General features: G+C 42.7%; 18 protein-coding genes. 16 read left to right on the top strand and 2 right to left on the bottom strand.

What is annotated here, in order from left to right:
* Nucleotides 1–75 precede the first annotated feature (75 nt).
* From mraZ to lpxC, 16 genes are all read left to right on the top strand, one after another.
* Entirely contained in the window at nucleotides 76–534 is a 459-nt protein-coding gene (mraZ, locus tag DK924_RS12770) for a division/cell wall cluster transcriptional repressor MraZ (RefSeq protein ID WP_010390682.1), read from the top strand.
* Between the two features lie 29 nt (nucleotides 535–563).
* Nucleotides 564–1,502 carry a 16S rRNA (cytosine(1402)-N(4))-methyltransferase RsmH gene (rsmH, locus tag DK924_RS12765; protein WP_054202314.1) on the top strand — a complete coding sequence of 313 codons (939 nt, stop codon included), beginning with the start codon at nucleotides 564–566 and terminating at the stop codon, nucleotides 1,500–1,502.
* A complete protein-coding gene (ftsL, locus tag DK924_RS12760; protein WP_010390691.1) occupies nucleotides 1,499–1,825 on the top strand; it encodes a cell division protein FtsL in 327 nt (108 codons plus the stop codon). The genes rsmH and ftsL overlap by 4 nt, the downstream gene beginning before the upstream one ends.
* Nucleotides 1,822–3,639, top strand: coding sequence for a peptidoglycan glycosyltransferase FtsI (locus DK924_RS12755; protein ID WP_010390693.1), 1,818 nt, complete (start codon nucleotides 1,822–1,824; stop codon nucleotides 3,637–3,639). Before ftsL ends, DK924_RS12755 begins: the two co-directional genes overlap by 4 nt.
* Nucleotides 3,632–5,110, top strand: a complete 1,479-nt coding sequence (murE, locus tag DK924_RS12750; protein ID WP_181388782.1) for a UDP-N-acetylmuramoyl-L-alanyl-D-glutamate--2,6-diaminopimelate ligase — start codon at nucleotides 3,632–3,634, stop codon at nucleotides 5,108–5,110. Before DK924_RS12755 ends, murE begins: the two co-directional genes overlap by 8 nt.
* Complete coding sequence (gene murF / locus DK924_RS12745) at nucleotides 5,107–6,489, top strand: UDP-N-acetylmuramoyl-tripeptide--D-alanyl-D-alanine ligase (RefSeq protein WP_109875357.1); 1,383 nt, start codon at nucleotides 5,107–5,109, stop codon at nucleotides 6,487–6,489. The genes murE and murF overlap by 4 nt, the downstream gene beginning before the upstream one ends.
* The gene (gene mraY / locus DK924_RS12740; protein ID WP_054202311.1) at nucleotides 6,489–7,571 is read left to right on the top strand and encodes a phospho-N-acetylmuramoyl-pentapeptide-transferase; all 1,083 of its coding nucleotides are present in this window, start codon (nucleotides 6,489–6,491) and stop codon (nucleotides 7,569–7,571) included. The genes murF and mraY overlap by 1 nt, the downstream gene beginning before the upstream one ends.
* Entirely contained in the window at nucleotides 7,572–8,906 is a 1,335-nt protein-coding gene (gene murD, locus DK924_RS12735) for a UDP-N-acetylmuramoyl-L-alanine--D-glutamate ligase (protein WP_109875356.1), read from the top strand.
* Nucleotides 8,903–10,078, top strand: a complete 1,176-nt coding sequence (gene ftsW, locus DK924_RS12730; RefSeq protein ID WP_010390699.1) for a cell division protein FtsW — start codon at nucleotides 8,903–8,905, stop codon at nucleotides 10,076–10,078. The genes murD and ftsW overlap by 4 nt, the downstream gene beginning before the upstream one ends.
* Nucleotides 10,075–11,151 carry an undecaprenyldiphospho-muramoylpentapeptide beta-N-acetylglucosaminyltransferase gene (murG, locus tag DK924_RS12725; protein WP_010390701.1) on the top strand — a complete coding sequence of 359 codons (1,077 nt, stop codon included), beginning with the start codon at nucleotides 10,075–10,077 and terminating at the stop codon, nucleotides 11,149–11,151. Before ftsW ends, murG begins: the two co-directional genes overlap by 4 nt.
* Before the next feature lie 42 nt (nucleotides 11,152–11,193).
* On the top strand, nucleotides 11,194–12,603 hold the full coding sequence (gene murC / locus DK924_RS12720) for a UDP-N-acetylmuramate--L-alanine ligase (RefSeq protein ID WP_219986106.1): 1,410 nt from the start codon (nucleotides 11,194–11,196) through the stop codon (nucleotides 12,601–12,603).
* Entirely contained in the window at nucleotides 12,600–13,520 is a 921-nt protein-coding gene (locus DK924_RS12715) for a D-alanine--D-alanine ligase (protein WP_010390703.1), read from the top strand. Before murC ends, DK924_RS12715 begins: the two co-directional genes overlap by 4 nt.
* A gap of 1 nt (nucleotide 13,521) precedes the next feature.
* Complete coding sequence (locus DK924_RS12710) at nucleotides 13,522–14,283, top strand: cell division protein FtsQ/DivIB (RefSeq protein WP_109875355.1); 762 nt, start codon at nucleotides 13,522–13,524, stop codon at nucleotides 14,281–14,283.
* 13 nt (nucleotides 14,284–14,296) lie between these two features.
* On the top strand, nucleotides 14,297–15,529 hold the full coding sequence (gene ftsA, locus DK924_RS12705; protein ID WP_008110678.1) for a cell division protein FtsA: 1,233 nt from the start codon (nucleotides 14,297–14,299) through the stop codon (nucleotides 15,527–15,529).
* Between the two features lie 21 nt (nucleotides 15,530–15,550).
* A complete protein-coding gene (gene ftsZ / locus DK924_RS12700) occupies nucleotides 15,551–16,810 on the top strand; it encodes a cell division protein FtsZ (protein ID WP_109875354.1) in 1,260 nt (419 codons plus the stop codon).
* Between the two features lie 107 nt (nucleotides 16,811–16,917).
* On the top strand, nucleotides 16,918–17,829 hold the full coding sequence (gene lpxC / locus DK924_RS12695; RefSeq protein ID WP_010390707.1) for a UDP-3-O-acyl-N-acetylglucosamine deacetylase: 912 nt from the start codon (nucleotides 16,918–16,920) through the stop codon (nucleotides 17,827–17,829).
* A gap of 87 nt (nucleotides 17,830–17,916) precedes the next feature.
* Here the strand turns inward: lpxC and yjjG are convergent, their stop codons facing one another.
* Nucleotides 17,917–18,591, bottom strand: coding sequence for a pyrimidine 5'-nucleotidase (gene yjjG / locus DK924_RS12690; RefSeq protein WP_109875353.1), 675 nt, complete (start codon nucleotides 18,589–18,591; stop codon nucleotides 17,917–17,919).
* An 11-nt stretch (nucleotides 18,592–18,602) separates the two neighbouring features.
* Nucleotides 18,603–19,142 carry an inosine/xanthosine triphosphatase gene (yjjX, locus tag DK924_RS12685; protein WP_109875352.1) on the bottom strand — a complete coding sequence of 180 codons (540 nt, stop codon included), beginning with the start codon at nucleotides 19,140–19,142 and terminating at the stop codon, nucleotides 18,603–18,605.
* Nucleotides 19,143–19,174: the final 32 nt, after the last annotated feature.

Here is a 19,174-nt window from a genome sequence, read left to right as displayed (position 1 = left end):
AAGTGGTGTTTAGTGGATCAAACTGGATCGGGTTAATCAAAAAGTTGATTAAAATAATTTTACAATAGGCTTTTTATGTTTCGTGGCGCAAGTTCACTGAGTTTGGATGATAAAGGACGTTTTGCGGTACCAACAAAGTACCGAGACACGCTATTGTCTGAAGATCAGGGAACGGTTATTTGCACTGTTGCACTCAATGAGCCTTGCCTTTGGTTATACCCCCTTGCTGAATGGTTAGAAATAGAAAGCCGTTTAGCAAAAATATCTAATATGAATCCCAGAGCGCGACGGATGCAACGTATGTTGTTAGGTAATGCGACAGAGTATCAGCTTGATAAAAACGGTCGAATTTTGCTGGCGCCTTCTTTGCGCTCACATGCAGAACTTGGCAAAAAAATTATGCTGGTGGGCTTAATGAATAAATTTGAGATTTGGGATGAGGCGCGTTGGCACGAACAAATGCGCCAAGACACTGAGCTTGAAAGGCTTGGTGAATTTGAACCGAATGACGATTTAGATAACTTTACCCTCTAGCAGCAAAACAAAAAGGCAAAAAATAGCTAATGACAGCGCAATTTGAACACGTATCCGTATTAATGGAAGAAACCATAGATGCACTTGCAATTAAGCCAGACGGCATTTATATGGATGGCACCTTTGGACGTGGCGGACATTCAGGGCAAATATTAGCGCGCTTGGGCGACGCTGGTCGCTTGCAGGCTATTGATCAGGATCCACAAGCTATAAAGTCAGCAGAAAAGTTTGCCGATGATTCACGTTTTTCGATTGCTCACTCACGGTTCTCAAAGTTATACGAAGTTGCTGAGCAAAACGATCTAATTGGTAAAGTTGATGGCATTTTACTTGATATTGGTGTGTCGTCACCGCAGTTAGATGATGCTGCTCGTGGCTTTAGTTTTATGAAAGACGGCCCGCTTGATATGCGAATGGATCCAAGCACAGGCCGTAGCGCTGCGCAGTGGTTAGCTGAGGCGGAACTAGATGACATTACCCATGTGATCAAAAAGCTAGGTGAAGAAAAATTTGGTAAGCGCATTGCGCACAAGATATTGGAAGTGCGTGAACATACGCCAATCACTACTACTAAACAGCTCGCAGATTTAGTTGATGAAGCAGTACCTGTTAAAGATAAGTTTAAACATCCTGCAACGCGCACGTTTCAGGCAATTCGTATTTATATCAATAGCGAGTTAGAGGAAATTCAAACCGCACTACAAGCGGCGATTAAAGTTCTTAAGCCGGGTGGTCGCTTAGTTGTTATTTCTTTTCACTCTTTAGAAGATCGCATTGTAAAACAATTTATTAAAAAACAGAGTAAGGGAGAAGCGATACCCAGAGGTCTGCCTTTAACCGACGCACAAATAAATAAAAACCTGACGTTAAAAGCAGTGGGTAAAGCTATTAAACCAAGTGCTGATGAAGTGGCTCGCAATCCACGCTCTCGTAGCTCAGTACTAAGGATTGCACAGAGGTTGGGATGAGTAAAAAAGCGAGTTATCGCCAACCCAATCTATTTATTGAAATAATTAAAGGCCTAGGTGCGAACAAGATCACCTTGGCCTTGTTGGTTGTGATATTCGCGTCAAGTTTGAGCGTGGTGCAGGTAACTCATTTATCTCGTGCGCAATTAATTGAGCAAGATTCGTTACTGCAAGAGCGTGATGAATTGGATTTAGAGTGGCGTTATTTTTTAGTGGAAGAAGAATTTTATTCGCAACATGCACGCATTGAAGAAGTGGCAACGTCACAATTAGAAATGAAGCGGCCAACCAGCCAAGATGAGCAGGTAATTATATTACAATGAGAACGCGAGGCAAAAAACCAGTCAACAACCTAATCGCATGGCGCTTTATTTTAGTGTGCGCGGTGATTTTTTTAGTGTTTGTGACTTTGGTATCGCGCGCCGCATATTTGCAAGTAATTGAACCCGATAAGGCTCGCTCCGAAAGTGACAAGCGTACGGTACGTGTTGAAAAATTGCATGTGCAACGCGGTATGATCTTCGATCGTAACGGTAAAGAGTTAGCTGTTAGTGTGCCTGTAGTCAGTGTGTATGCAGATCCTAAAGCTTTGCATAAATCACTGGTGAGCAAAGTGCTCAGACAAGCCCGTAAAAATGGTGAAGATCAGCAAACTCTGCGTGAAAATGTCGCTGAGCTAAACAAGCGTACCGCCCTGTATTATAAAAACGATTTGCGCTGGCGTGAACTAGCCGATGTACTGCGCATTGAACCGAGCAAAATTAATACCCGACTACTTGATGATCCTACTCGTCGCTTTGTTTACTTAAAACGCCAAGTTACTCCGGCTGTTGCTAATTATATTGGCGATTTACGCCTACCAGGTATTCATTTATTAGATGAATCAAAACGCTATTACCCTGCCGGTGAGGTCAGTGCGCATATCATTGGTTTTACTAATATCGATGGCAAAGGCATTGAAGGCATTGAAAAGCTTTACGAAAATGCACTCACAGGTGAAGAAGGCCGACGTACGATTCGAAAAGATGCCCAAGGACGTGAAGTTGAAGTGCTTGATGAGCGCGAGCGAGTGGAGCCTGAGAGTATTCAACTGAGTATTGATCAGCGTATTCAGGCGATTGCCTACAAAGCGGTTAAATCAGCGGTATTAACTTACAAGGCCACTTCAGGTTCAGCCATGGTGGTTGATGTTAAAACTGGTGAAGTTTTGGCTATGGTAAATAGTCCTTCATTTAATCCTAACAATTTAAGCGGTGCGGCTCCTCATAAACGTCGTAACCGTGCAATTACCGATTTGTTTGAACCCGGCTCAACCGTTAAGCCTCTAGCCATTTTAGCTGGATTAGACTACGGCACAATCCAACCGGATGACAAAGTTGATACCTACCCAGGCTGGATGCGTTTAGGGGGAAGCTTAGTACAAGATACCCGTAATCATGGTGAAATGACGCTGCGCGAAATTTTAAAGTACTCCAGTAATATGGGCGTAACGAAAATAAGCCAAACCGTACCCAAAGACTATTTTGTAGGTCTTTACCAAAAGGTGGGTTTTGGTAGTGATAGTGGTACCGGCATGGTCGGGGAAAGTAGTGGTTTATTTTACCCAAATCGTCGTTGGTCAGATCACGAAATTGCCGCACTTTCGTTTGGTTACAATATTGCCGTGAGTACCGCGCAAATGGCTCGTTTTTACGCCATGTTAGGCGCGGGTGGGGTGAACCGCCCACTCACTGTACTAAAGCAAGATTCTATACCTGAAGGTGAACGTGTTTTTCAACAACAAGATGTTGAAGCGGTAGTTCATATGATGGAAAGCGTATTTGAAGAAGGTGGTACCGCACGCCGTATTAAAGTTGATGGCTACCGCGCTGCTGGTAAAACGGGTACTTCTAAAAAGGCCGCTGCAGGTGGTTATGGTGACGAATATGTAGGTTATTTTGCGGGCATTGCCCCTGCGAGTAATCCGCGATTAGCCGTTGTGGTATTAATCAACGAGCCCGGTGGAGATGTTTATTACGGTGGCGCAACGGCAGGTCCGGCGTTTGCAGAAATAATCTCTAATTCATTAAGAATTTTAAACGTTGCCCCAGATAAAGACTCGGTGGCATACGTGAAGGGCAAAGATGATGGTGCGTGATTTACACACAATTTTAAAATATTTAGAAATAGATGCAGCACGTTTAATGGTAAACGAGTTGCGTTTAGACAGCCGCGATGTAAAACCTGGTGATGTGTTTGTGGCAATAAAAGGTCATCAGCTTGATGGCGGACAGTTTATTGATAAAGCAATTGAGAATGGTGCCAGTGCAATTATTGCCGACAGACTGTGTGAGTTTGAAAGTGATTTTGAGCCGCTTTATTTAGTCTCAGAATTAAATAAAAAATTGCCTGTTTTAGCGAGTAAATTTTACCAGCAACCGAGCCTAGAATTAGATTTAGTTGGCGTAACAGGTACCAATGGTAAGTCGACTACTACCGCAATGATTGCTCATTTAGCACAGTTTTGTCGTACCCAAGCCGCAATTATAGGCACGCTCGGTTATGGCCATCCAGATAAGTTAACACCGCTGCAAAATACCACGCCCTCGAGTGTGGATTTACAGCATATTTTAAGTGACTTAAAAGAGCAGCAACATCGTTTAGTAGCAATGGAAGTATCATCGCATGGTCTAGTGCAGCACCGTGTTGATCAGTGCCATTTCAAAGCGGCGGTATTTACTAACCTATCTCGTGATCATCTAGATTATCATGGTGACATGGATAGTTACGGTGATGCCAAGTTGATGCTGTTTCGTGATTTTGATGCTGCCAATGTCATTCTTAACCAAGATGACGGACAAGCAGAGCAATGGGTTGAAAAATATAGCTTTAATAAACTAATTTGTTATGGCCGTAAAAACTTAGCCCCTAAAAACGCTCAGTTTGTGTATTTTTCTGATGTTAGCTATTCGGCAACCGGTATTTCGGCGCAATTAACTACAAGTTGGGGTGATATTGCCATAAAATCACCGTTATATGGTGAATTTAATCTATACAATTTAACCGCTGCTTTAGCCACATTATTAGCGCTAGGTTACCCATTAACGCAATTAGTGGCAGGGTGTGAGTATTTGCAACCTGTAGCAGGCAGAATGCAAGCATTTACAGCGCCAAATATGCCTACTTGCGTGGTTGATTATGCACATACGCCTGATGCACTCGCACTAGCGTTACAAGCGCTGCAACAACATGTACCAGGTGGAGTGAGTTGTGTATTTGGTTGCGGCGGCGACAGAGATAAAGGTAAACGTGTACTAATGGCACAAGCCGCTGAGCAGTTTGCAGATAAAGTGATCATTACCAGTGATAACCCGCGCTCAGAAGATCCCAATGAAATTATTAATGATGTAGCTGCAGGATTAACACACCCACAAAACGCCCATTTAGAGGCCGACCGTGGTGCTGCAATACAATTTGCTATAGATAACGCAAAAGCCGGTGAGGTTATTTTAATTGCCGGTAAAGGGCATGAAGACTATCAAATTATAGGTAACAAACGCATTGATTTTTGCGACCGCCAATTTGTACAACAACAATTAAAACAAGCAGTAAGAGGGTCTCAAGCATGATCCCAATGGATTTTGATTGGCTAGCTAATGTGCTAGCAACTGATTATCAAGGTGATAATCGTCAAGTAATAAATATAAACACCGATACCCGTACTTTATGTGATGGTGAAGTGTTTTTGGCACTTAAAGGCCCTAACTTTGATGGTCATAAGTTTATTGAGCAAGCAAAACAAAAAGGTGCTATTGGAGTCATTGTTGATCACGCTGTTGATACCGACATTGCTCAATTTGTAGTTGCCGATACCCGTATTGCATTAGGCACGATTGGAACAGCGGTTATGGCGCAAGTTGCACCTAAAACTATCGCTATTACTGGCAGTGTAGGTAAAACCACAGTAAAAGAAATGTGTGCTGCTATCTTATCAAGTAAAGGTGATGTTTTAGCGACTAAAGGCAACTTTAATAATGATATTGGCGTGCCTCTTACCTTATTGAGATTAGAGCCACAGCATCGTTATGCGGTTATTGAACTCGGTGCTAACCACATTGGTGAAATTGCCTACACTACCGCCATGACTAAACCAGATGTTGCCGTGGTATGTAATGTTGCCGCGGCGCATTTAGAAGGTTTTGGTAGCCTGCAAGGGGTGGCACAAGCCAAAGGCGAAATTTACGATGGTTTAAAAGACGATGGCATTGCCATTGTTAATTGCGATAGCGAGTTTAGTCAGTATTGGCTTGATAAGTTAGCAACGCGCAATATTAAATGCTTTTCTAGCAGTGAAAAGCTGGATATTTGGGCTGAGGACATCAGCCTAGATGCACAAGCTCGCGCAAGCTTTATGTTATGTACCAAACAACACAGAGTACCGGTAACGTTAGCATTGCCAGGCAAGCATAATATTAGCAACGCGCTTATTGCTGCGGCATTAACCAGTGAGTTTGACGTGTCGCTTGAAGAAATTGCCAGCGCCCTAGCGACCATGGGTGAAGTTAAAGGACGGGTTAACCTGATTGAAGCCAGTGAGTCACTCACCATTATAGATGATACTTATAATGCCAACGTTAAATCGGTAAAGGCGGCAATTGATTTACTTAGCGATATTCAAGGTCATCGTATTTTGGCTCTCGGTGATATGGGGGAGCTTGGTGAAGATGCTCGTAAGTATCATCAAGAAGTGGGCGAATATGCATTAGCGCAAGGCATTGATGAGCTATTTACACTCGGTGTATTAAGTAAGTCAGCAAGTGATGTATTTGAGCTGCCTAATCGTCACTTTTCAAATCGTGAGCAAATGCTGCAGCAAATTCAAAACAGTATTAGCAAAGTAGATAAAAAAATTACCCTTGTCGTGAAAGGATCACGCAGTTCTCGCATGGAGCTTTTAGTAACCGATTTAGTTAATGGCCAGCAACAAGCCATCAATGGAGTATCATAATGTTAGTTTGGCTGGCTGAGTATTTAACTCAATATTATAGTGGCTTTAATGTTTTTTCGTATTTAACTCTTCGTGCCATTTTAGGTATTTTGACCGCATTAATTATGTCGCTTTATTTGGGGCCAAAGTTAATTCGTGGTTTACAGCGCATGCAAATTGGACAAACAGTACGTGATGATGGTCCGCAATCGCATTTGTCTAAATCGGGTACGCCGACCATGGGTGGCTTACTTATTTTAGCGGCAATATTCACCAGCACTTTATTGTGGGCTGATTTGTCTAATAAATACGTATGGGCCACATTATTTGTGATTGGTTCATTGGGGATTGTTGGCTTTATTGACGATTACCGCAAAGTGATCCGCAAAGATCCTAAAGGACTGATTGCTAAGTGGAAGTATTTTTGGCAATCAGTAATTGCATTGGTTGTAGCAACTGCACTTTACATGACCAGTACCCAAGCGACAGAGACATCTCTTGTTGTACCATTTTTTAAAGATGTACTGCCACAGCTAGGACTGTTTTATATCGTAATCACGTATTTTGCATTAGTGGGCACCTCAAACGCGGTAAACTTAACCGACGGACTAGATGGCTTAGCTATTGTGCCAACAATTTTAGTGGCTGCAGCGCTGGCTATTATTGCTTATTTAACCGGTAATATTAACTTTTCAGCTTATTTACATATTCCGCATTTGCCACTTGCCAGTGAATTGGTAGTGGTGTGTACCGCTATTGTGGGTGCAGGGTTAGGCTTTTTATGGTTTAACACCTACCCAGCACAAGTGTTTATGGGCGATGTAGGCTCGTTAGCTCTAGGTGGTGCATTAGGTATTATTGCTGTGCTGGTTCGCCAAGAGTTATTACTTATTATTATGGGGGGCGTGTTTGTAATGGAAGCGCTGTCGGTAATTTTACAAGTTGGCTCTTATAAATTACGCGGCCAACGTATTTTTAAAATGGCGCCGATTCACCACCATTATGAACTTAAAGGATGGCCAGAGCCACGCGTTATTGTGCGCTTTTGGATAATTTCTATTGTGCTGGTGCTCGCTGGCCTTGCGACATTAAAGATCCGATAAATGCAGTATTTAAACGAGATAAAAAATAAACAAATAACAGTGCTCGGGCTCGGTGTAACCGGCCTGGGCATTGTGCGCTTTTTATTATCTCAAGGAATACAGCCCAATGTAGTCGATAGCCGAGAAAATCCTCCCGGTGTTGATTGGCTCAAGCAACATGCCGCTAATCTAAATACTCACTTTGGTGATTTAAATAACGCGGCGCTCAGTGCTTGCGATATGATCATTATTAGTCCCGGGCTAAGTTTAAAAACCCCTGCGGTTGCACAGGCAATGAATGCAGGTGTAGAAATAATTGGTGATGTTGAGTTATTTGCCCGCATTAACACTAAACCAGTTGTTGCGGTAACAGGTTCAAACGGTAAATCAACGGTAGTAACCCTTGCTTACGAAGTATTAAAAACCGCAGGTTATAAAGTAGCACTGGGCGGCAATATTGGCACAGCTGTACTGGATTTACTTGACGGTGACTTTGATGTATTTGTACTGGAACTATCGAGTTTTCAGCTTGATACCACTGACAGCTTAAAAGCCAGCAGTGCAACTGTGCTTAATATTTCAGAAGATCATCTCGATCGCTATGATAGCTATCAAGCTTATATAGATTCAAAGTTAAGTATTTATAACGGCGCTGAACTTTTAGTTATTAATGCTGACGATAGACAAACCCACTCAGTGAGTCGCACGTTAGCACCACAAGTTAGTTTTGGAGAAGCACAAGGCGATTACCACTTAGCACAGCATAATAACGAAGCGTACTTTATGGTAAAGGGCGAAGCTTATTTACCAGTAAGTACTTTAGCTGTTGTGGGTAAGCATAACTATTTAAACACATTGGCAGTAATGGCGTTACTCAGCCCGTTTGAAATAACTAAAGCGCATTATAAAACTGCGTTAGCTCAATTTAATGGCTTGGCACATCGTTGCCAGTTTGTGGGTGAGTTTAATAGCGTTAAGTATTTTAATGATTCTAAAGCCACCAATGTAGGCGCAACAATTACCGCTATTGATAGTTTAGCGGGTAAGCAACAAAGCTTAGTGGTTATTGCTGGTGGCGATGCAAAAGGCGCTGATTTAGAGGCACTTAAACCTTATGTTGAGCAACACGTTAAAGCCCTCATTTGCTTTGGTAAAGATGCAAAAGAGTTAGTGGCACTAACTGCTAAAGGTCATTTAACCACTAACATGTCTGAAGCTGTGGCGCTTGCTAAACAATTAAGTACGTCAGGCGATACGGTTTTATTAGCCCCAGCCTGCGCCAGTATAGATATGTATAACAACTATATGCAGCGCGGCGATGATTTTGTGCATTGTGTATTGCAGGAGCTGCCATGATAGCTTTTGCGGATATTAAAGAGGCATTTACTCCTAAACCTTCGGCGCAGCTTTATGATGTGCCGCTCCTTTATTGCATGTTAATGCTAATAGGGGTGGGCTTTGTGATGGTAACTAGTGCTTCAATGCCGACGGCCGATAGGCTGTTTGGCAATATTTATCATTTTACTATCCGCCACGGTATTTTTTTAGGGCTCTCGTTTTGTTTATTTTGCATAAGTACTCAAGTACCTATGTCGTGGTGGAAAAAAGCTAACCCCTACTTATTACTAATCGGCTTAGTGTTGTTATTGGTGGTGCTAATTGTGGGGCGAGAAGTGAATGGTTCTACCCGTTGGATACCTATAGGACCGTTTAATATTCAAGCCTCCGAGCTCGCTAAGTTATTCTTTTTTAGTTATATCGCAGGCTATTTAGTCCGTAAGCGCAGTGAAGTACAAGAAAACATTAAAGGCTTTGCTAAACCCATAGCGGTATTTGCCGTTTATGCAGCGCTTATTTTAATGCAGCCAGATTTAGGAACCGTGGTGGTGATGTTTGTTACTACGGTTGGTTTATTGTTTTTAGCCGGTGCCAAGCTTTGGCAATTTTTTGCACTTATTTTAACCGGTATTGCGTTGGTGGTTGGGTTGATTGTGTTTGAGCCCTATCGTATGGCGCGTGTGGTGGGTTTTTTAGAGCCTTGGGACGACCCTTTTGGTAAAGGTTATCAATTAGTGCAATCACTGATGGCTTATAGCCAAGGTGATTGGTTTGGCCAAGGCTTAGGTAATAGCGTACAAAAATTACAATATTTACCGGAAGCACACACCGATTTTATTTTTGCCGTGATTGCTGAAGAACTCGGTTTTATGGGCGTATTGAGTATTTTAATGGTATTAGGAACATTAGTATTTAGAGCGCTACTAATTGGCCAAAATGCGCTTAAAAACGGTAAAGAATATGAAGGCTATTTAGCTTTAGCTATCGGTATTTGGTTTGCATTTCAAACTATGGTTAATGTAGGCGCCAGTGCCGGTATATTACCAACCAAAGGACTAACCCTACCGTTTATTTCCTATGGTGGCTCAAGTTTATTAATGATGACCATAGCCACTGGTATTTTATTACGGGTAGATTTTGAAACGAAGATGGCAACTAAACAGGCCACGTCGGGGGGAGCTAAACGATGAGTAAAAAAATAGTCGTTGTAGCAGGGGGCACAGGTGGACATATTTTCCCGGGGATTGCGGTTGCTGATTATCTCAAACAGCAAGGTTGGCAAGTTAGCTGGATAGGCACTCCTGATAGAATGGAAGCCAGTGTCGTGCCCAAGCACAACATAGAAATTGATTTTATTGATGTAAAAGGCGTGCGAGGTAATGGTTTAAAACGCCTCATTAAAGCGCCATTCATGGTTATTAATGCAATATTGCAGGCGCGTAAAGTATTAAAACAACAACGCCCTGACGTGGTTTTAGCTATGGGCGGCTACGTGACAGGCCCTACGGGTATTGCGGCAAAAAGTCTCGGTATCCCTTTGGTAATTCATGAGCAAAACGCCGTAGCTGGTATGAGCAATAAATGGCTAGCGAAATTTGCGAATCGCGTATTAGCTGCATTTCCAAGTGCTTTTGCCAGTGGTAAAGCTGAGCTGGTGGGTAACCCTGTGCGTCAGAGTGTAGTTGATATACCTAAGCGGGAAATATCAAGTCCAATTAATATGCTTGTAGTGGGTGGCTCACTAGGTGCGCAAGTACTTAACCAAACACTGCCTGAAGCATTTAAGCGCTTAAATGATACCTGTGCCATTAATGTTTGGCACCAAACTGGTAAAGGCCATTTTGCTAGTGTGAGCGAAAGTTACCAGCAGCAACAAATGGGCGATGAACAAGTAACTGTTGCTGAATTTATTGATGATATGGATACCGCTTATAGCTGGGCCGATATTGTAATTTGTCGCGCTGGAGCGCTAACGGTTAGTGAAATTGCTGCAGCAGGTAAAATGGCGGTATTTGTACCGTTTCCACATGCGGTTGATGATCACCAAACAGCAAATGCACAGTATTTAGTAATGGCAGAAGGGGCATTATTAATGCCACAGGGGCAATTTAATCAGCGCAGCATTGTTGAACTTTTAAGTCCCTATTTAGCCGAACCTTTATTAATAACTAAAATGGCTGCTAAAGCAAAGCAGCAGGCTATTTTAGATGCCACAGCCAGCGTCGCTATGCACTGTGAGCAAGTAACAAATAAGAGAATATAAGTGAAACAGACATTAGCAAAAGAAAAATATACACGCCCTGCGATGCGCCGCATTGAAACTATTCACTTTGTAGGAATAGGTGGTGCAGGTATGGGCGGTATTGCAGAAGTATTGGCTTTTGAAGGTTACCGTATTACCGGCTCGGATATAGCGCATAGCGCCATGACCGAGCGTTTAATTCAAGCGGGCGCTGAAGTATTTATTGGCCATCATGAAAATAATGTAAAAGACGCTAATGTGGTGGTGGTTTCAAGTGCAATTGATAAAACAAACCCTGAAATTCAAGCCGCGCAAGCTGCACGTATTCCGGTGGTTCGCCGTGCAGAAATGTTAGCTGAGCTGATGCGTTTTCGTCATGGTATTGCTATTGCCGGTACCCATGGCAAAACCACAACAACCAGTTTAATTGCCAGTATTTATGCACAAGCAGGGCTCGATCCAACCTTTATTATTGGCGGTTTATTAAATAGTGCTGGCAGCAATGCTAAAGTAGGCAAAAGCGATTTTTTAATCGCTGAAGCGGATGAAAGCGATGCTTCATTTTTGCATTTACAACCTATGGTATCGGTGATCACTAATATTGAAGAAGATCACATGGAAACTTACGGCGGCAGCTTAGAAAAAATGAAAGATACTTATGTTGAATTCATTCATAACCTGCCGTTTTACGGGCTAGCTGTAGTGTGTATAGATTCAGACGTTGCCGCAGAATTAATCCCTCGCTTTGGTCGTCCGGTGATCACTTATGGTGAATCGCAAGATGCTGACTATCGAATGAGTGAATTTAGCCAAACAGCCAATACATGCCAATTTACTGTTACTAATAAACAAGGCGAGAGTTTAACCGCCAAGTTAAATATGCCAGGTAAACACAATGCCCTAAATGCAACCGCAGCGATTGCGGTGGCAAAAGACCAAAACATAGCTAATCATGCAATTTTAGCGGCATTAGATACTTTTGAAGGCATTGGCCGTCGTTTTCAGCATTATGGTGAATTTGAAAACGAATGCGGTAATGTGATGTTAGTAGATGACTATGGTCATCACCCATCAGAAGTGGCAGCTACCATCACCGCAGCGCGAGAAGGCTGGCCTGATAAGCGTTTAGTGATGGTTTATCAGCCGCATCGCTATACCCGTACTCGCGATTTATACGAAGATTTTGTGAAAGTACTCGCTGAGGTTGATCAGTTGCTATTGCTTGATGTTTACAGTGCAGGCGAAGAGCCGATTGTGGGCGCTGATAGTAAGAGTTTATGCCGCAGTTTACGCCAGCGTGGCAAAGAGCCATTGCATGTGGCTTCAAGCTCAGAGCTTGCAGGTGTACTTGCTAACTGCCTACAAAATAATGACTTAGTACTTACGCAAGGCGCAGGTAACATAGGTCAGCTAGTTAAAAGTTTAGCAGCAACAAATATGTCGATAGAAAAATTAAAGCAAGGTGAAGTATGACACAGGTAAGTTCCCAGTTCGGTAAAGTAGCGGTGCTGCTAGGTGGAAACTCAGCAGAGCGCGACGTGTCATTAAAATCTGGTCAAGCAGTCCTTAATGCACTTCTTGCCTGTGGCATTGATGCGATTGCGTTTGACCCTCAAAATCGTTCATTGTGGGAATTAAAAGACTTAAATGTTGATCGCGTTTTTATTGCGCTGCATGGCCGAGGTGGTGAAGATGGCACAGTACAAGGTGCTTTAGAGTTTATGAACTTGCCTTACACTGGCAGTAATGTATTAGGTTCAGCATTGGCAATGGATAAAATTCGTTGTAAGCACTTGTTTAAATCGGCAGGCTTAAGCACAGCACCTTATGCGGTAGTTGATGCTAAAAAAGGCTTTGATGCTAAAGCAATTATCGATGAATTTAAAAAAGTGATGGTAAAACCATCGCACGAAGGCTCAAGTATTGGTATGGCACAAGCAAGCTCTGCAGAAGAGCTTGAAGATGCGCTCAGCAATGCATTTAAGTTCGACAGCCAAGTATTGGTAGAGCAGTGGATCTCGGGGCGCGAATTTACAATTACGGTGCTTGGTGATGAAGTACAACCTGTGATTGAAATGAGCACGCCAAATGGTTTTTATGACTACCAAGCTAAATATCAGTCAAGTACGACACAATATCATTGTCCTGCTGATTTATCACAACCGGATACACAAAAACTACAAGCAATGGCACTCGATGCGTTTGATTTAGTGGGTGCAAGTGGCTGGGGTCGCGTCGATGCAATGCAAGATCAGCAAGGCCAATTTTACTTGTTGGAAGTAAATACAGTGCCAGGCATGACAGAAAAATCATTGGTGCCAATGGCTGCAAAAGCCAATGGGGCAAGTTTTGAGCAATTAGTTGTTCGCATTTTGGAGCAAACCCTTTAATATGCATCCCTTTTTAGAGAAAGCGCAGCAACTAAAACAGCAACTTAACTGGTCGCTGATTTTTGGAGTGAGCTTTTTTCTGGCTGTGGTGATTGGGTTAATTGAAATAACCAATGGGGTTTCCCATTGGTTAGTTGCAAATAAAGATGCGCAAATTAAGCATCTAACGGTGTTGGGGAGCCCCAAATACACCGATGAAAAAGCAATAACTACCGCGATAAAAAAAGCGGATTTAAGTAGCTTTTTTGAGTTAAACGTAAAGCATGTTCAGCATTTAGTGCAAGAACTACCTTGGGTTGCAACGGTATCGGTAAGAAAGCAATGGCCTGATACTATCCAAGTTTACGTGGTAGAGCATCAAGCGGTCGCTCACTGGAACAGTGATTTATTGATTAACCAAAGCGGCGAGGCGTTTGAGGCTAAAAGTGATAAATTAAGTGCCACATTACCCCAGTTATATGGGCCAGAAGGCAGTGAAAAAGAAGCATGGGTAGCGTTTAAACAGTTTGATGAAATGCTTAAAGTAAATGCACTAACGCTCACTAGCCTTGCGCTATCTGAGCGGTTTTCGTGGCAACTTTGGTTAGATAATGGCGTGCGTTTAAATTTAGGGCGCAAGGATAAAGCCAAGCGTGTACAGCGTTTTATAGACGTTTATTCACGCATAGAACAACGTGCTGATGCACAGATAGATGCAATTGATTTACGCTACGATACCGGCCTTGCAGTGAGCTATAAGCCAATGCAAGAACAGCAATTATAATAAAGAGTAAGGCATGACTAAGTCAGCAGAAAGAAACCTAGTGATTGGATTAGACGTAGGCACTTCGAAAGTAGTGGCCACGGTAGGTGAAATCACCACAGATAACAAGCTCAGCATTGTTGGCGTGGGGAGCCAAGTATCTTATGGAATGGATAAAGGCGGCGTTAACGATTTAAATTTAGTGTCTGAGTCTATTCGCCGCGCAATTGATGAAGCCGAATTGATGGCTGATTGTCGTATTAGCTCGGTTTATTTGGGCATTTCTGGCAAACATATTCAATGTCAGAACGAAAGCGGTGTTGTCGCTATTAATAATACTGAAGTAACCGATGAAGACATTGAAAATGTAATCCATATTGCTCGCTCAGTACCAATTTCAGCTGAACGCAAAATGTTGCATGCCTTGCCACAAGAGTACAGCATTGACATGCAAGAGGGGATTAAAAACCCACTTGGCATGAGTGGTGTGCGTATGGAAGCACGTGCGCATATTATTACCTGCTCCAACGATATGGCTAAAAATATAGAAAAATGTGTTGAACGTTGTGGGCTTGAAGTTGACCAACTTATATTCACTGCGCTTGCCTCTTGTTACTCTGTACTGACGGACGATGAAAAAGAGCTAGGTGTCGCGGTGCTAGATATCGGTGGTGGTACTATGGATATCACTATTTATATTAATGGTGCACTGCGTCATTCTGCGGTTATTCCGGTGGCGGGCAACCAAGTAACCGGTGATATTGCAAAAATATTTCGCACACCTATATCACATGCAGAGTCACTCAAAGTACAATATGCCTGTGCAAGTAGCCAAATGGCGAGCAGCGAAGACACGATTGAAGTGCCAAGCGTAGGTGGGCGACCAGCAAGACTGATGTCTAGGCATACGTTGTCTGAAGTGGTTGAGCCACGTTTTAGAGAATTATTTGAACTGGCGATGGAAGAAATTCGTCGCTCGGGATTAGAAGACCAAATTGCAGCAGGTCTCGTCATTACTGGCGGAACTGCTAAAATGACTGGCGCAATGGAAGTGGCTGAAGATATTTTTCAGATGCCAGTAAGAATAGGTAAACCAATTGGTGTAGTAGGTTTAACTGATTATGTTGATGATCCATCGTACGCAACCGCTGTAGGTTTGTTACAATACGGGCGTACTATGCAGTCGATGAATGCACAAAAGTCGAAAGCGGATGATAATAATAATTGGTGGAACCGCATCACAAAATGGTTTCAAGGCGAGTTTTAGTACTCAAGTCGGAGAGTAAATATGTTTGATATAATGGAACAACACAGCGAAGAAGCTGTAATAAAAGTAATCGGTGTAGGCGGTGGCGGCGGTAACGCAGTTGAGCACATGGTAAAACAACAAATAGAAGGCGTTCGTTTTATCGCAGCCAATACGGATGCGCAAGCATTACGTAATTCAGCCGCTGATGTAACAGTACAATTAGGTACGCAAATAACCTCTGGGTTAGGTGCAGGGGCTAACCCTGAAGTAGGTCGTGAATCGGCTGAAGAAGACGCCGAAACCATTCGTGCTAGCCTTGAAGGCGCTGATATGGTGTTTATTGCGGCAGGTATGGGCGGCGGTACAGGTACCGGTGCTGCGCCAGTCGTGGCTAAAATTGCTAAAGAGCTTGGTATTTTAACTGTTGCTGTGGTAACCCGTCCGTTTGATTTTGAAGGTAAAAAGCGTGCCGCTGCTGCAGAGCAAGGTATTAGCGAACTATCTGAAATTGTGGACTCGTTAATCACTATTCCAAATAACAAGTTACTAAAAGTATTGGGTAAAGGAACAACTTTACTGGATGCATTTGCTAAAGCAAATGACGTATTGTTTGGTGCGGTACAAGGTATTGCTGAGTTAATTACTCGCTCGGGTCTAATTAACGTGGATTTCGCCGACGTACGTACTGTTATGTCTGCAATGGGCACGGCGATGATGGGTACAGCATCTGCATCGGGACCTGATCGTGCACAAGAAGCAGCAGAAGCTGCTATTTCAAGCCCTCTTTTAGAAGACGTAGATTTAACCGGTGCTAAAGGCATTTTGGTTAACATTACTGCGGGTATGGATATCGCGATTGAAGAATTCGAAATTGTGGGTAATCACGTTAAGGCGCTAGCGTCTGAAAACGCAACGGTTGTTGTTGGCGCGGTAATTGACCCAGAAATGACGGATGAGCTACGTGTAACCGTGGTTGCAACCGGCTTAGGCGGCGATCGTCGTCCACAGTTTGGTATCGTAGATAACGGTTTCAAAAAAGCGTCAGGCTCTGATGTAACTAGCTCAAGCACACAAACAAGCAGCAGCATGTACGTACCTAGCTTTGCAAGCCAAGGCACAAGCACGACTGAAGAGCCTGCAACGACATCGCAAACTGAATCAAAAGAGCAAAGCAACACATCGACTAGCTCTTCAAGTTCAGCAACGAATACGTCGTCAAGTAGTGCTAATAAAACAGATAAGTCTGAGGGTGGCGATTATTTCGACATTCCTGCTTTTTTACGTAAACAAGCAGACTAATTAAAAACAGTACTTTTGTGCGAAATGTGAACAAATATTGTAGTTATACCGTATTTATGTTACACTCCGCCGTCTAACTGTAATATATACTTAAAGTGAGCGAACCTATGATTAAACAGCGTACGATTGCACAAGTAGTCAAAGCCATAGGAATTGGACTTCATAAAGGTGAGAAGGTCACAATAACTCTCCGACCTGCGAGCGCAAATACTGGGATTGTATTTCGTCGTGTCGACCTTGATCCGGTTGTTGATTTTGAAACAACGCCTGAAGCCGTTGGTGATACGCAATTGTGTACCTGTTTAATTAACAAAGATGGTGTTCGCTTATCAACTACTGAGCATTTAATTGCAGCTGTTGCGGCCATGGGTATCGACAATCTGATTGTTGAACTTGATAGCTCAGAAGTTCCAATAATGGATGGTAGTGCATTGCCATTCATTTATTTATTACAAAAAGGCGGCATTGAAGAGCAAAATGTTGCAAAACGCTTCATTCGTATTAAAGAAAAAGTACGTATTGAAGAAGGCGACAAATGGGCCGAAGTAGAACCTTATGACGGATTCCATATCGATTTTGAAATTGCCTTTGATCACCCTGCAATTAATGAAAGCCGCCAACGCATTGGCTTAGATATTACCGCACAAAGCTTCACTGAAGAAATTAGCCGTGCGCGTACTTTTGGCTTTATGAAAGATATTGAATACATGCATGCTAATAACCTTGCACTAGGTGGTAGCATGGATAGTGCAGTGGTACTTGATGAATTTAAAGTTTTAAATCCAAACGGTCTGCGTTACCCAGACGAGTTCGTCAAGCATAAGATACTAGACTGTGTAGGTGACATGTTTATGACAGGTCATAACCTTTTAGGTAAAGTAACTGCATTTAAATCAGGTCATGATTTAAATAACAAGTTACTACGCAAAATTATGGCAACCGAGTCAGCATGGGAGTGGGCAACCTTTGAAACGCCTGTTTCGATGCCTGCCCCCGGCCTTGAATTAGCAAACGCCTAATCAGTTAATCGCTTACATACAGTTATAAAAAATGACGCTAATTAGCGTCATTTTTTTTGGCTGTTTGTCAGCACAATCAGTCAGGTATTACAGACCTAAAATAGTTTGTAACTGTTTTAACTCAGTGACTTGGTACGTTGGCTTAATACCTTCAGGTAAGATTACTCCAGGGTGCTGTAACCAGCAGGTGTCTATGCCTGCATTTTGTCCACCAAGAATATCACTACTGGCGGTATCACCTACCATTAAAATTTGCTCTTTAGGTGGATTCCCCATTAAATTAAAGGTGTGCTCAAATATCTCTTTTGCAGGCTTAGCAATACCTACTTTTTCAGAGATTACCAGCCAATCGAACATATCTTGCAGCCCCGTATGTGCTAAGCGACGTGCTTGCAGCTGACTAAAGCCATTAGTGATAATACCTAATTTGGCATGAGGTTTAAGGGCGTTTAATAATTCAACCGCACCGGGTAAAGGCATACAAATTTCAGCCATTGCCGATAAAAAATCATCATTGAGCTGCTGGGCTGGTACATCAAGTTTATTTGCCAGCTCACTAAAACGAGTTACTTGCAGATGGTTTGCGGTAATTTCGTTATTTTGATAGGCAATCCATAGTGGCTTATTGGTGTTTTGGTAATGGTCATAATCTGCTTTGGTAAAATCCATGTCATAAGCAGCCAACATTTTTTGTAAGCCAGCAAAGGCATTAAAGCTAAATAAGGTTTCGTCGGCATCAAATAATACGTAGTTATACTTCATTAAAACATCCGTTATTGATTATATAAAGTGGGATTAAGAAAAGGGGCCATGGCGAGAGTCAGCGCTTGAGTATAGGTACTTTCTCGTGTTGCATGATGATCAGTTAATAAACCAATAGCACCCCCTTGCTGCTTAATATTGGTGGTATTAAAAGCTTTATCCATCACATCTCCAAGTTCTTCACCTTGCAGCAATGCATTATAAAAAACTGAAGGCAAAGGTAAGTTACTGCTTCGGCCTGTAACTTGCTGTGCGCCGTCATCAATAACGACATAGGCAAAGGTTGCTGCACCATAGCTAAATTGCGCTGCGCCGCCTTCCATCGCTATGTAGTAGTCTGCTTGATGCTGTGCTTTACAGTAGTTAACTCGGTTTTTCGCTCCCAAACACGTTTGTTCTTCGCCTATAGGCTGATCGGGTACATCAGAGGGGGCGTGAACGCCACTACATTCAATTATATGCTCAGGGAAATACATCGCAAAAATGTGTTTAGCGGCATTTACTTTTACTGGGTTTTTAGACCCGACAACAATTTTAATGGCTTGCGACATACTACTCTCATCATACTTAAAATCAGCAGTGT

It is taken from the genome of Pseudoalteromonas sp. meg-B1 (assembly GCF_003173795.1).
Lineage (GTDB): Bacteria > Pseudomonadota > Gammaproteobacteria > Enterobacterales > Alteromonadaceae > Pseudoalteromonas > Pseudoalteromonas undina.
The sequence above is the reverse complement of the archived record's forward strand: the minus strand, read 5'-3'. Positions and strand labels throughout refer to the sequence as shown.

Excerpts from the sequence above, each read along its gene's own strand:
- mraZ (WP_010390682.1), top strand. The coding sequence starts at position 76 with ATGTTTCGTGGCGCAAGTTCACTGAGTTTGGATGATAAAGGACGTTTT.
- rsmH (WP_054202314.1), top strand. The coding sequence starts at position 564 with ATGACAGCGCAATTTGAACACGTATCCGTATTAATGGAAGAAACCATA.
- ftsL (WP_010390691.1), top strand. The coding sequence starts at position 1,499 with ATGAGTAAAAAAGCGAGTTATCGCCAACCCAATCTATTTATTGAAATA.
- DK924_RS12755 (WP_010390693.1), top strand. The coding sequence starts at position 1,822 with ATGAGAACGCGAGGCAAAAAACCAGTCAACAACCTAATCGCATGGCGC.
- murF (WP_109875357.1), top strand. The coding sequence starts at position 5,107 with ATGATCCCAATGGATTTTGATTGGCTAGCTAATGTGCTAGCAACTGAT.
- mraY (WP_054202311.1), top strand. The coding sequence starts at position 6,489 with ATGTTAGTTTGGCTGGCTGAGTATTTAACTCAATATTATAGTGGCTTT.
- murD (WP_109875356.1), top strand. The coding sequence starts at position 7,572 with ATGCAGTATTTAAACGAGATAAAAAATAAACAAATAACAGTGCTCGGG.
- ftsW (WP_010390699.1), top strand. The coding sequence starts at position 8,903 with ATGATAGCTTTTGCGGATATTAAAGAGGCATTTACTCCTAAACCTTCG.
- murG (WP_010390701.1), top strand. The coding sequence starts at position 10,075 with ATGAGTAAAAAAATAGTCGTTGTAGCAGGGGGCACAGGTGGACATATT.
- murC (WP_219986106.1), top strand. The coding sequence starts at position 11,194 with ATGCGCCGCATTGAAACTATTCACTTTGTAGGAATAGGTGGTGCAGGT.
- DK924_RS12715 (WP_010390703.1), top strand. The coding sequence starts at position 12,600 with ATGACACAGGTAAGTTCCCAGTTCGGTAAAGTAGCGGTGCTGCTAGGT.
- DK924_RS12710 (WP_109875355.1), top strand. The coding sequence starts at position 13,522 with ATGCATCCCTTTTTAGAGAAAGCGCAGCAACTAAAACAGCAACTTAAC.
- ftsA (WP_008110678.1), top strand. The coding sequence starts at position 14,297 with ATGACTAAGTCAGCAGAAAGAAACCTAGTGATTGGATTAGACGTAGGC.
- ftsZ (WP_109875354.1), top strand. The coding sequence starts at position 15,551 with ATGTTTGATATAATGGAACAACACAGCGAAGAAGCTGTAATAAAAGTA.
- lpxC (WP_010390707.1), top strand. The coding sequence starts at position 16,918 with ATGATTAAACAGCGTACGATTGCACAAGTAGTCAAAGCCATAGGAATT.
- yjjG (WP_109875353.1), bottom strand. The coding sequence starts at position 18,591 with ATGAAGTATAACTACGTATTATTTGATGCCGACGAAACCTTATTTAGC.
- yjjX (WP_109875352.1), bottom strand. The coding sequence starts at position 19,142 with ATGTCGCAAGCCATTAAAATTGTTGTCGGGTCTAAAAACCCAGTAAAA.